This is a genomic window from Tildeniella sp. (genome assembly GCF_059505325.1).
Window position 1 is genome coordinate 1 of record NZ_JCACKI010000071.1, and the last position, 13122, is coordinate 13122.

10 protein-coding genes are annotated in these 13122 nt (G+C 49.9%); 7 read left to right on the forward strand and 3 right to left on the reverse strand.

Annotation, left to right across the window (positions count from 1 at the left end; all coding sequences use genetic code 11):
* The first annotated feature begins 511 nt into the window (after positions 1-511).
* The 5 genes from AC5JO6_RS24835 (at position 512) to AC5JO6_RS24855 (ending at position 5815) form a co-directional block, all read left to right on the forward strand.
* Positions 512-1078: a photosystem I assembly protein Ycf4 gene (locus tag AC5JO6_RS24835; RefSeq protein WP_496083729.1), complete on the forward strand. Its 567-nt coding sequence runs from the start codon at positions 512-514 to the stop codon at positions 1076-1078.
* Between the two features lie 67 nt (positions 1079-1145).
* The gene (locus AC5JO6_RS24840) at positions 1146-1922 is read left to right on the forward strand and encodes a peptidylprolyl isomerase (RefSeq protein ID WP_496083730.1); all 777 of its coding nucleotides are present in this window, start codon (positions 1146-1148) and stop codon (positions 1920-1922) included.
* A 62-nt stretch (positions 1923-1984) separates the two neighbouring features.
* Positions 1985-3169 carry a beta-ketoacyl-ACP synthase gene (locus AC5JO6_RS24845; protein ID WP_496083731.1) on the forward strand — a complete coding sequence of 395 codons (1185 nt, stop codon included), beginning with the start codon at positions 1985-1987 and terminating at the stop codon, positions 3167-3169.
* 43 nt (positions 3170-3212) lie between these two features.
* Positions 3213-4769 (forward strand): NAD(P)/FAD-dependent oxidoreductase, encoded by a 1557-nt coding sequence (locus AC5JO6_RS24850; RefSeq protein ID WP_496083732.1) that lies wholly within the window; start codon positions 3213-3215, stop codon positions 4767-4769.
* 218 nt (positions 4770-4987) lie between these two features.
* The gene (locus AC5JO6_RS24855; protein WP_496083733.1) at positions 4988-5815 is read left to right on the forward strand and encodes a SirB1 family protein; all 828 of its coding nucleotides are present in this window, start codon (positions 4988-4990) and stop codon (positions 5813-5815) included.
* Position 5816: 1 nt separating this feature from the next.
* Here the strand turns inward: AC5JO6_RS24855 and AC5JO6_RS24860 are convergent, their stop codons facing one another.
* Positions 5817-6800 carry a hypothetical protein gene (locus tag AC5JO6_RS24860; protein ID WP_496083734.1) on the reverse strand — a complete coding sequence of 328 codons (984 nt, stop codon included), beginning with the start codon at positions 6798-6800 and terminating at the stop codon, positions 5817-5819.
* Between the two features lie 262 nt (positions 6801-7062).
* On the opposite strand from AC5JO6_RS24860, the gene AC5JO6_RS24865 reads away from it, so the two are divergent.
* Together AC5JO6_RS24865 and AC5JO6_RS24870 are read left to right on the forward strand one after the other, a co-directional pair.
* Entirely contained in the window at positions 7063-8367 is a 1305-nt protein-coding gene (locus tag AC5JO6_RS24865) for an ABC transporter substrate-binding protein (protein WP_496083735.1), read from the forward strand.
* 55 nt (positions 8368-8422) lie between these two features.
* The gene (locus AC5JO6_RS24870) at positions 8423-8671 is read left to right on the forward strand and encodes a hypothetical protein (protein ID WP_496083736.1); all 249 of its coding nucleotides are present in this window, start codon (positions 8423-8425) and stop codon (positions 8669-8671) included.
* Between the two features lie 166 nt (positions 8672-8837).
* Here the strand turns inward: AC5JO6_RS24870 and AC5JO6_RS24875 are convergent, their stop codons facing one another.
* Together AC5JO6_RS24875 and AC5JO6_RS24880 are read right to left on the reverse strand one after the other, a co-directional pair.
* Entirely contained in the window at positions 8838-10952 is a 2115-nt protein-coding gene (locus AC5JO6_RS24875; RefSeq protein WP_496083737.1) for a TonB-dependent receptor plug domain-containing protein, read from the reverse strand.
* A gap of 748 nt (positions 10953-11700) precedes the next feature.
* Positions 11701-13122: helicase-related protein (locus tag AC5JO6_RS24880; RefSeq protein WP_496083738.1), on the reverse strand; the 1422-nt coding region annotated here is incomplete at its 5' end.

Sequence of the window (13122 nt, forward strand, 5' to 3'; positions counted from 1 at the left end):
AGTACGTCAAACGCTCCACGACTCGCTGGTGCACGCCCTACAGCTATGGTCATAGGGTTAAATCCTCTAGCGTTACTAAAATTGCAGACTCTCTAGCGCAAGCGTTTAGAGAGTGAACGGATTCATATGTCTATTTATAATAGAAGAAATCAGAAATTTTACAAACCTACACGTAGGGTCTCAGCAACTGTAGGATTGCTTTTTGATCCCTGAACCTACTTGACAATCGAGCATTTAGTGGGATCGAGTTGAGGTGCGATCGACCAAAAACTAGCAGTTGTGTCGTGACTAACGTAAATAATCTAGGTAATTGTACTCGTTATCATTCCCAACCTGAGCAATTTTACTGAATTTCAACCCGATGGGCGTAAACGAAGGGTTGCTTTCCGACACAATGCTAAACAAAAATTAATAAGTGCCTCATCTCCTTCCCTTCTTATTGTCTTCAGTTCAGTAAAGGCGGTAGCCGACATCCGCTAAGATGAGAGTCTGCTGATTGTTGCTACTAACTATGACTGCACAAACCACTGCTTCTGAAACGAGCGTTCTGCGTCAATTGGTGATTGGTTCTCGTCGCTTCAGCAATTACTGGTGGGCGGTTATTGTCTCCGCTGGAGCGCTAGGCTTTCTGCTGTCTGGCATTTCAAGTTATCTTCACGTCAATCTGCTGCCTTTTTCTGACCCTACTCAGTTAGTGTTTATCCCGCAAGGTATTGCAATGGGGTTTTACGGGTTGGCTGGCACCCTTTTTAGCCTCTACCTATGGCTGACAATTTTCTGGGATGTTGGTGGCGGTTATAACGAGTTTGACAAGAAGAAAGGAGAAGCAAAGATTTTTCGCTGGGGCTTTCCTGGTAAGAACCGCAAGATTGAACTGATCTGCAAGCTTGAGGATGTGCAGGCAGTGAAGGTGGATTTGCGGGAAGGGTTAAACCCAAAGCGTACCCTGTCGCTGCGTGTAAAGGGGAAGCGTGATGTGCCACTGACACGGGTCGGACAACCGCTCTCGCTCTCGCAGCTAGAGAATGAAGGAGCTGAACTGGCTCGTTTCCTGAGTGTGCCGTTGGAAGGGCTGTAGAAAGGCTAAAGGCTAACAGCCAATGGTTATCATGCTTATTGTTTTGGTTGAGATTAGGTGAATTGATATGCTCAGGACTTTGCGACAGTGGTTTGTTTTGGCGATCGTCACTAGTGCGATCATCTTAAGTGGATGTTTGCCCCAGGAGGGAGCGCAATCATCCGCTGCCAGCCCTTCGCCGACGCAACCAGCATCTACGCCTGCGACTCCGGCAAGTAACCCTCAGGCAGCGGGTATTCCACGGCTAAATGGTAAGGCAACCGTGGCGATCGTCGTCAAAGGTGGCACTATCACAGCAGAGCTTGATGGTGCCAGTGCGCCGATCACAGCAGGAAACTTTGTAGACCTGGTGCAGCGTGGCGTTTATAACGGGTTGGTCTTTCACCGAGTCGTGCGCGAACCACAGCCCTTCGTGGTGCAGGGCGGCGATCCTCAGGGTAAAAACCCAAATTTTCCACCAGAACAGTTAGGCACGGGTAGCTTCGTCGATCCGGTAACGGGACAGCCGCGCTACGTGCCCTTAGAGATTTTGCCTGTAGGCGCAAAAGCTCCGGTCTACAGCAAAACGCTTGGCGATGCTGGCATTACAGCGAAACCGAAGTTGACCCACAAGCGGGGTGCTCTGGCAATGGCTCGATCGCAACCACCCGATTCCGCCTCTTCACAGTTCTACATCACGCTGGCTAATGTCAATTTTCTAGACGGTAACTATGCTGTGTTTGGCTATGTGACTCAAGGCATGGAAACCGTTGACAAGATTCAGCAGGGCGATCGCATTGAGTCAGCGAAAGTCGTGAAAGGGTTGGAAAACTTGAAAACCGACGCGAAGGCTAAGGAAGGCTAAAGGCTGAAGGATAAAGGATAAAGAAGGAAAGCTCCGAATTTTAGCCTTTAGCCTTTCCATCTATGGATGTTGTTGTCACTGGCGTTGGACTAGTTTCAGCGCTGGGTTCGCTGGACGTGACATGGAAGCATTTATTGGCTGGTCGATCGGGTATCCAGCAGCAGCAGCCGTTTCTAGAGCTAGAACCACGTCCCCTAGCGCTCATTGCCGACGAACCATCCGCACTAGCAGCAATCACCCAGCAAGTCATCGCTTCAGCGATCGAGGATGCTGGACTGATTCCGCCGCTGATTGATTGTGCTGTTGTTGTCGGCTCTAGTCGCGGCAATCAAGCGCAGTGGGAACGGTTAGCAAAGACACGGCTCAGTAAACAGATCACAGAATGGCGTGATAAAAGCTCCACTCCCCACTCCCCACTCCCCACTCCCCACTCCCCACTCCCCTCAACCTGGCTAGAAACTCTGCCCCATGCTGCCGCGATCGCCGCTGCCCGTCAGATTCAAACCACGGCTATTGTGCAATCACCGATGGCAGCCTGTGCAACTGGGCTGTGGTCGATCGCTCAGGGGTTTGACCTGATCCGCACAGGACAGTATGCGCGAGTGCTGGCAGGTGCCATAGAAGCACCCATCACACCGCTCACGCTGGCGGGGTTTACACAGATGGGAGCTTTGGCACGTACCGGAGCCTACCCGTTTGACCGCGATCGTGAAGGGTTGGTGCTGGCTGAAGGAGGCGCAGTTTTGGTACTGGAGGCGGCAGCGCTGGCAGATCAGAGAGGTGCAAACATCTACGGGCGCATTTTGGGTGCTGGGTTAACGGCAGATGGCTACCACATCAGCGCACCAGAACCGGACAGTCGCGCGGCGATCGCAGCCGTCAAACAGTGCTTAACGCGCTCAGGATTAGCGTTTGACGCAATTGATTACATTCACGCGCATGGCACAGCAACGCTACTCAACGATCGCAACGAAGCACATCTGATTCAGTCACTGTTCCCGCAGCATGTACCCGTGAGTTCGACCAAAGGTGCGACTGGACATACGATCGGCGCATCAGGGGCGATCGGTGCCGCCTTCTGTCTGATGGCATTGAAGCACCAAGTTTTACCACCCTGCGTTGGGCTGACCCAGCCGGAGTTTGCACTCAATTTTGTGACTCAGTCTGTACCCACTCATGTGCAAACAGCGCTTTGTCTCAGCTTTGGCTTTGGTGGTCAAAATGCAGCGATCGCCTTCGCTATCTGACCAGACGCGCTAACCTGACAGTAGCCGTTATCAGCATTCCACTATGACGTTGACTGCACAAATTTTGTCCAAAATACCTGGGAACCCCTTGGAGGGGCTGCAACGGGTTGATGCGGTGTGGCAAGCCTTGAGAGAGGGTACACAACCAGTACCAACGGTTGTACAGGAGAATCGTGAAGCACTCCTCGACATTGAGTGGGATGTCGTCATTTGCGGCGGTACGCTAGGCATTTTACTGGGAGCCGCCCTGGCACAACGAGGATGGCGTGTTGCGTTGCTTGAACGGGGTGTGCTGCGAGGGCGAGACCAGGAATGGAATATTTCGCGCCAGGAATTGCAGGTGTTTGTAGAGTTGGCACTGCTGACGGAAGCAGAGCTGGAGCAGGCGATCGCCACGACTTACAATCCGTCTCGCATTGCCTTTCAGGGTAGTCCGCCTGTGCAGGTTGAAGATGTTCTAAACATCGGTGTTGATCCGGTGGTGCTGCTAGAAACGCTGAAGCAAAAATTTCTCTCCTACGGTGGTCAGCTTTTTGAGCGAACGCCGTTTGACCGAGCGATCGTTCATCCCAACGGGGTCACAGTCAGAGCTGGAGAACAGTCCTTTAAGGCGCGTTTGCTGCTGGATGCGATGGGTCACTTTTCGCCGATCGTGCAACAGTCGCGGCAAGGCAAAAAGCCCGATGCGGTCTGTCTCGTGGTCGGCACCTGCGCGGAAGGGATGCCCAGAAACGATTCTGGTGACCTGATTGCCACGTTCACACCGATTCAAAACCAGTGCCAGTACTTCTGGGAAGCGTTTCCTGCCAGAGATGGACGCACGACCTATCTCTTTACCTATTTGGACGCGCATCCCGATCGCCTCAGTTTAGAAGCGCTCTTTGATGACTACTTTCGTCTCCTGCCGGACTACCAGAACGTCTCCTTAGAGCAGCTTCAGTTCAAACGCGCACTCTTTGGGTTCTTTCCTTGCTACCGTCAAAGTCCGCTCAAACCCAGGTGGAATTACGTTCTGCCCATTGGTGACAGCAGCGGCAGTCAATCGCCCCTTAGCTTTGGTGGCTTTGGCGCAATGATCCGTCACCTGGCGCGGCTCACGGTCGGCATTCACGAAGCTTTGCAGCGCGATACACTCAAGCGTGGGGCATTAGCGCTGCTGCAACCTTATCAACCCAATTTATCTGTCACCTGGCTTTTTCAGCGATCGATGAGCGTGGGTATCCATCAGGCGATCGAGCCTAACCAGATTAACGACCTGCTGGCGATCGTCTTTCGGTCGATGGAAACTCTAGGCGACCCTGTACTTAAACCCTTTTTGCAAGATGTAGTGCAATTTCCCGCACTCTTCCAGACCCTGATGCAGACAACGCTTACCCATCCAGGTCTTGTACTGAGGATCTTGCCGCATGTGGGTCTGCCGACACTTGTCAACTGGTTGTTTCACTATGCCAATCTTGCGGGCTATGCCACTTTGTACCCACTAGCGCGTGCTTTAGAACCCTGGATAAAAACCCTCTCTCCAGTACCGCAATACTATTATCATCGCTGGCTACAAGCGCTGGAATATGGGTCGGGAGGAGATTACCGTGAACGAATGTAAAAGGCAAGAGATGAAGGCTAAAGGCTAAGAGCTTGCTAAAAAATAACTGCACACTTTTGGAACAGCTATCAGCTATCAGCTATCAGCTTTTCGCTAACGGCTGACGGCTGACAGCCGACAGCTACAGACCATGCTGCTATTTCTGTACAACTCCTAAGGCGAAATTACTCCTCTCCCCTCTCCCCTCTCCCCTCTCCCCTCACTTCCCACATCTCCCCATGAACCGTTCTCTCGCTCGACAGTGTTTTCAGCGCGAAGTACAGCAACCGGATGAGCAGATTCATCTGGAACGGGCAGCGCTTTATCTGGCTCAGGAAGAGTATCCAGAGCTGGATGTGGAAGCGTATTTGAAGACGTTGGACGCGATCGCCGCCGTCATCAAGGAGCGATCGCCCAAATCAGCCTACCCGCTCAAAATGATTCAAACGATCAATCGTCATCTTTACGATGAGTTAGGGTTTGTGGGCAATACAGCGGATTATTATGATCCGCGCAACAGTTTTCTCAACGAGGTCATCGATCGCCGCACAGGGATTCCGATTACGCTGTCGTTGGTGTATCTGGCGATCGCGCGGCGGGTGGGCTTGCCGATGGTCGGCATTAATATGCCAGGACATTTTTTGCTTCGTCCAGTGATTGAGGATGCAGAAATCTGCGTCGATCCCTTTCACCAAGGCGAGATCATGTTTCCGCAAGACTGCCGAGAGCGACTGGCGCAGGTGTATGGTCATCCAGTCGAGCTGCAGCCAGCCTTTCTAGAAGCCGTGAGCAATCGGCAATACCTGGCACGAATGCTGACAAACTTGAAAGTTACTTACAGCAACCGGGGCAAGCTTGAAAAGACTCTAGCAGCGATCGATCGCCTGTTGCTTCTTTTCCCAAATGCACCGTTGGAGTTGCGCGATCGCGGCATTGTCTACTATCACCTCGATCAGCTCACTGAAGCGCAGTGGGATTTGGAAGCCTATCTCACACTTGCGCCTACGGCTGACGATGCCCCAGCCATTGAAAAGCTCTTGCAAGCTATCAAAAAAGCTATTGTGTAACCTACTGTCCTGGAGCGTTTGCTACATTACCACCACGACACTGCTGCGACCAGTTAGATGCTCTCACGCCCTTCGATTGCAGCGTTTGTAATCGATTTCGGTAAGAAACTAGCTGTGTTCGGTAGCCTGCTTCACTTGCAGGAGCAGCGGCGATCGCAGTATTGACCAGCCGAATTGCCTGCTGCCAGTTTTGAGCGCAAGTCGCTTGCTGCAACGACGCATCCAGTGCCCCTTGACCGACTGGCAACGACGTTTGTGTGGCTTGAGGTGCACTAGGTGTAATCCTACGTGGGGCGGCAGTGCTGGGTGCAGATTGAGGTTGCGGTATGGCACCAGTAGCCGATGTACCAGTAGAAGGTTGAGTTGTTGGTGCTGCTGCACCGCTACCTTGAATAATTTGAGGCGGATACAAAACGCTGTTAGGAGTTACTTGAGTGCCATTCGCACCAGAAGGAACGGCTTGATTACCCGTAGGCTGACCAGTGAAAGGAGTTTGAGTCGTTCCGGTTGTCAGTGGGGGGGCGACCTGAGTTGTTCCCGTAGATTGCCCATTCACAAACGTCTGTTCCGCACCGGGAACTTTTGTTGAAGAGGGTAGGCTCGGTCCTACTGTTTGCCCGTTACCTGTTGTCTGAATAGTGCCCGTTGTTCCAGTTGAGGCTGGCGAAGTCTGCACTGGTTGCCCATTCGTTGTTTGAGTGGTACCAGAGGTTTGTGAGCCTACACCAGAGGTTTGTGAGCCTACACCAGGAGTTTGTGAGCCTACGCCGGGGGACTGGGAACCCACACCAGGAGTTTGTGAGCCTACGCCAGGAGTTTGCAGGTTAGTACCTGGTGTCGTGTAAGGCGACTGGCTCGTTCCTACAGGTTGCTCGTTTGTCTGCGTCGTATTCGTTGTTGATGGCGCTGTTTGACTAAAAACAGTCTGCGATAACGATAGTGGAACCAATGCGATCGATAGAACGGTCAAGCGTAGGATGTTCATAAGTGTCCTGACTTGTCTAAATGAACGTTAGAACGGTACCTTAACTGAGCAGCGTAGCGGTCTCCGTCAGATGATGCTTCTACATAAAGAGAGACGTTAACAGCAATTTCTGCTGGCGATCGCACCTGGGCAGCACGCCATCCTCTAAACTAAACGAGGCGATCGACGCGACAAGGAAACAATCTGCAACTGAGAGACATCACCAATCAAAGACAAACCCCTTAAGCCCTTTAACCTTATCAACGCCTCCATAATACGCGCCATGAGTCGGATCAAAATCTGGAAACAAGTCGGTCTTTTTTCGCTGCTAGGTTTTTTACTGAGTTGGCTCATCAGTTGCGGCACAGGCACTCCTCCCGCCGCCAACAATGGACAGACCGCAGGGGGCAAGCAAGAAGTTGAATTTTGGACGATGCAGCTTCAGCCAGAATTTACCGACTATTTCAACACGCTCATTGCCCAGTTTGAGCAAGAAAACCCGACGACCAACATTCGCTGGGTTGATGTACCGTGGGCAGATATGCAGCGCAAAATTCTCACCGCTGTGTCTGCAAAAACCGCGCCTGATGTAGTGAATTTGAACCCCGATTTTGCTTCCCAACTGGCACAGCGCAACGCCTTACTCACGCTGGATGGCAGAGTTTCTCCTGAAGCGCGGCAGCAATACCTTCCTAATATCTGGAAAGCCAGCACGTTAAACGATAAGAGCTTTGGCATTCCCTGGTATTTAACGACGCGAGTTGCCATTTACAATACCGCGTTGTTGAAGCAGGCAGGGATCAGTAAACCACCTGCTACCTATGCTGAATTAGCCTCGATCGCCAAACAAATTAAAGATAAAACAGGAAAATACGCCTTCTTCACCACCTTCGTACCAGAAGACTCTGGTGAAGTGTTGGAGTCCTTTGTGCAAATGGGGGTGCAGTTGGTTGATGGAGAAAGTAAGGCGGCATTTAATACTCCTCAAGGCAAGACGGCATTTCAGTTCTGGGTTGATTTGTATCAGAATGGCTTGATGCCCAAAGAAGCGCTCACCGAGGGACATCGCCACGCGATCGACCTTTACCAGCAGGGGCAAACCGCCATCCTGGCATCCGGTGCTGAGTTTCTGAACACCATTGCCAAAAATGCACCGACGATCGCCAAAGCCTCTGCTTCTGCACCCCAAATCACAGGCGACACTGCTAAGAAAAACGTCGCGGTGATGAATCTCGTCATTCCCAAAGATACAGACGTACCCGATGCCGCACTCAAGTTCGCTCTCTTCGTCACCAACGATACCAACCAGCTATCTTTTGCCAAAGCCGCTAACGTGCTGCCATCCACAGTCAAGGCACTACAAGACCGCTACTTCCAAACAGCACCCGCTGATGCCACACCCGTAGACAACGCCCGCATCATCAGCGCTAAGCAGATGAGAGATGCTGAAGTGTTGATTCCCGCTATGAAAGATGTCAAACAGCTTCAAAAAGTGATTTACGATAATCTACAAGCAGCTATGTTAGGGCAAAAAACGGTAGATCAGGCGATCGCCGAAGCCGCAGACCAGTGGAATCAACGCGCCTAACCTTTTATCCTTGAGACTAACGACGAATATTTAAGCAACACGATCACGCAACACGATGGCAAAGCATACTCAGGCGCATATCACGCGCACGATCGAGGCGAACAAGCCCGACTTCTTCAAAACGCGCACCAAAGAGCAGATGCACTACTACATGGGTGCCAAGCTCATCGAAATCGGCATTGAACCCAAGTCGGTCATCTACCGCTGGTCGATGGAGCCAAAGGGTAACAGCGAAGTGTGGACGTACAGCGCCTATTGGGGCGACTCGAAAGATAAACTGCTCCAGCAAGAAGGCGAGGGGTAAGGTTTTCGATCACTCAGAAATTTGCGATTCTTCCTGATAGCATCCGCACTACCAGAATAAAGGAGTGGTAGATGCACCCTGATCAAATCCCTGGCTTCATGTTGGGGATTTTTTATTTTTAGCCGTCAGCAGCCGTCTGAGAGTCGATCGCCGAACAACAGTGGTCTTAAAAGTTAGCGGATAAACCGACTCGAAACGTCAAACCTGGCTGGTAGATGCGGTTTACTCGCTCGTAGCTGACATCGGCTAAGTTTTCTAGATAAAGCAGGAAGGCAACATTTTGAACGATCGGAATCCGGGCATTCAGATCCAGATTCAACCATGAAGGTGAAAAACTGCTGCTATCTTCACCAACGGCTGTAAATAAGGCGCGTCGCGAACCACTGTTGTAGTTGGCGTAGAGATTGAGTTGCCATCCGTTCCAGTCGTAGCCAATGCCAATTTGAGCCACTGAGAAGGGAATGGTGCTCAGTTGTAAGCCTTTCTCGGCACCCGTTTCAATCCGCGCATCGGTATAGGTGTAATTGATTAATGCCGAGATTCGAGGCGTGATTCGCCACCGCACACCTGCCTCAAAGCCGTTGGTATTGACCAGACCAATATTTTCCCAGCGTCCGGCAACCACGCTAATGCGATCCTCCAAACGGTTGCCGAAGTAGGTGAGTTGAGCGGATAGGGTGGACGTGAGTTTAAGGTCAACCCCTGCTGTCCAGGCTGAACCTGTCTCTGGGTCGAGATTTGGGTTTGGCAACCAGCCGTGAACGGTATCAAAAAGGTAGAGCTGATCCAACCCAGGATTGCGGCGCACCGACACCCAGCTACCCCGCAGCGAGATCGCGGGCGTAATGTCCCATCGTGTGCCAACGCTAGGGTTCGCAGTACTGCCATATTCGGTGTTGAAGTTTTGGCGTAGACCCAGTTCAAGCTGGACGTTATCCAGAACTTTAAAGGTGTTGAGCACGAAGAGGGCAGCGTTGGTGCGATCGCGCTCTTCTGCCTCGTTAAAGCGAATGAAGCGCGGCACATTGCTGAGCGTCTCGCCTTCAAAAAACTCACTGCGAAGATCAAGCCCATAGCGCAGGTTGTAGAAGGGTAGGATTTGCCAGTTGTGCTCCACTCTGGCAGTCAAGCCCTGAGATTCGAGCGAGCCTCGGCGGAAAAAGACGCTTTGAGTCGGTCCGAAGGTGTTGAAGTTGTCGCGGTTGTAGCCAACGGATGCGGTCAGAATTGAATCATCACCACCGCCAACTAAGGCATTCCACGACAACCCGATATTCAAGCCATCATGCTCCAGGCGATCGCGCTGGAGCGGAAATCCGAAGTACAACAACCCTTTACGGCTGGTATTTGCGTAAGCATCCAACTTTAAGGTGTTTCTAGGGTCAACCCTGTAGGAAAACCGACCAAAGTAGTTGCTAAACGTGGTGTCGCCATTAAACAAACGCCCATCGGCTCCCCGGTTTGCCGCACCTCTGGGAACAGGGTAGTCATTCTCTGCCTGAAAGCGCTCATAGCCAATGGCATAGCTCAACGCATCCAGTGACCCTGCAATACCACCACGATAATTCTGCTGTCCGTAGGAACCACCCTGCGCCAGCACACTAAACTGAGTGGGTCCGATCGCCTCTTTGGTAATGATATTAACAACGCCACCAAACGCCTCGGAACCATACAGTGTCGATGCTGTACCGCTGGAGAGTTCAAGCCGCTCAATGCCGCCTGTTAAGAATGTGTTGAGGTCAGTAGCGCCGTGATACGTGTTGACATTGCTCCCGATCGGTCTGCCATTCAACAAAAATGTATTTTGGTTAATCGTTGTGCCCCGGTAATAAAACCCGGTATGAATATCGGCACCAAACCCGGTGTCATTAATCGCAAAGCCGGGTAAACTTCGCAGCACTTCTGTAACACTATTTGCCCCCTGTTTGTCGATTTCCTCGCCAGTGATGACATAGGTGGGAGCAGAACTGGTAGGCTCCTTTTTACCCTCGACGACGATCTCTTCTTCTGGTTCGTCATCAATGGGAAGTGTCCGATCGCTGGGTTGCATCTGACTAATGACGCTGGGCAAGGTTGGATCGGCGAGCAACGATGCAGCACGGGTCAAGGGGCGATCGAACTCTTTCAAGCGCAAAATCCTTTGAGGCACTTTTACAGAGCGACTTTGGTGAGTATCAGACTCATCCGCATCAAGGGACACTTCCGCAGCTTGAGCCATCGTGCCCAGCAAAAGATTGCCGCCCATGAGCACAGCACTGGGCAGTAGTAACCGTAATTTCATACTCTCAATTGATCCCTTCTTCACACCCAGATCGCTTTTACCCCAATGCAACCGTGCATCGCACAAACATCGCGGGTAAGCGCTCTCATTGTGAGAACAGACCTCACTGAATGTCAAAAGACAAGCTGTCGAACTGATTTGCTCATTTTGATAAACCGATGAAGGCTTCGAGAGTGTTTAAAGAGTATCGCCAGTTATCGAAGCCTGATTAGATTCCTAGCTTCACGCTAGGAATTTTTGTTTCTGACAGTCGGTTGTTAACTGTAGCTTCAGACAAGAGCGTTGTTAGACTGTTGCAACTATGATTCAAATATTGGCAACTCTTGTGGGCGAATAACTGTCATGCTTGACGTAACTACAAAATCGCTTGAGTTGAAAGTCAAGAGATAAGGCATCTGCTAACGCATAACATTAGTGTCAAGCAGTATTCGTCATCAATCGTAGATGCTGTCGCGGCTAAAGGCTGCGTCAGGCAAACTTAGATTGCCCTTGGGAAGTTTAAAACCCATTTATAGAACTCCGTAGCCCGTTCTGCGGATGTGGCTCTCTACCAAAATGGAGCAGATGATGCAGCTTGTTTGGATTGGAACTTAAGATCAGCTATGAGATCAGCCATCTTTTCAAGTTGTTCATCGGTTAGCCTGTCTGTTTTTTGAGATCTTCTCGCAGCATAATCTATAGTTTTGTGAGCTTCTTTGTTCTTTATGATCGCAAAGAAAGTCTTTATGGCACAAGCTGTTTCAGGACACTACTTCTTTAGGTTTTCTAGCCGAGTCTTTTCTGCATGTGCTTTGCGAGATAGCACTTGTAGATTCTCTAGTGTGGTTAAACCACCTTGCGACATTGGCTTGATATGGTCAATTTGAAAATCCAGCCGTCTCTTGCTTTCAAAGCCACTTACGGCACAACGAATAGTTCCAGTTGCCTTATTCGTAGCTCTAGCAAACACATCATCTTTAATGTCTCTATACTCGGCTGGGTCTTTCTCCCTAATTTCAAAAAGTGAAAGACTTTCTATCGGTACTTCGTCAGGAATTACGATCGACGGGGTAACTACTAAATCAGGATAGTAGCCTTGTAGCTTATTCAGTTCAATATCTAATTGTTTTTTGAAATACAACTTGTTATAGCCAAAGATTACTTGCCAGAAAGATTTTTCGTTATTCCAAAGGGAATCAATGTACTCAGACATGACTCTACCTCCCAGTGAGTTTTCGTAAATATGCCATGCAACAGCAGACAAATTACACTTTTCACGTTCACTAAATGCGATAAATTGTGGCTCTACTTGTTTTTGAGCATAGAAGCGTAGAATATTCTTGACATCAGCATCTCTATAACCAATCAGGAACGGATGATCAGGAAAGTAGAGTTCTTTTGTTTGTTGTAATAGATAATCAAGTTCTTCTGTGGTCAAGATTTCTCGATCCTCAAGAGCAACGTCCTGGAACACAGCCTCTAAATCATTGACGAAACTATCATAGGCTTCCTCAGTATCAGTATACAGAAGCACATCATAGTTCCTGGAAGCAGGCTCACCAAACTCAGAAGGCTCAAGAATAGAAAAACAATAAATTCCAACGGGAATTCGCTTTAGAAACTCTAATTTTTCTAAAACAGCCGTATCAATGGAATCGTCCATCATACGGGCAAATTCTTCAATTATCTCAATTGAAATAAGCCGAGCAGTTGTTGTTCCTCGATCACCTTTCTCAGGAGGTTCTGCACCAAATCCATCGTGAAGTTTTTCAGGGTTTACCCAATTAATCTTGTCTTCCCAATTGTCAATAAAGCTGACGACATAAGCTTTTTCAGTGCCTCCTGCCTTCTGCCCACGCAAAGCCCTGCCGATCATTTGCGTCATCAAAATTGTAGAAGTTGTTGGACGAGTGAGAAAAACAGTCTGAACGTTTGGCAGATCCGTCCCTTCAGTTAAGATCTCGACATTGATGAGTACTTCAAGTTTACCTTCTCTAAATCGCTTGATTTTCTCTGAATTTTCCTTGGAAGAAATTGTAGCTCCTGTATTTAAATCTACAAGCTTCCCCACCACAAAATCAGAATCAATTCCTCTACTTTGAAATACCGCATTTAGCGCGATCGCATGATCAACATCGGTAGTGCTACACAAGTAATGATGCATTGTAGTGATGGATGAAGTACCAAATGG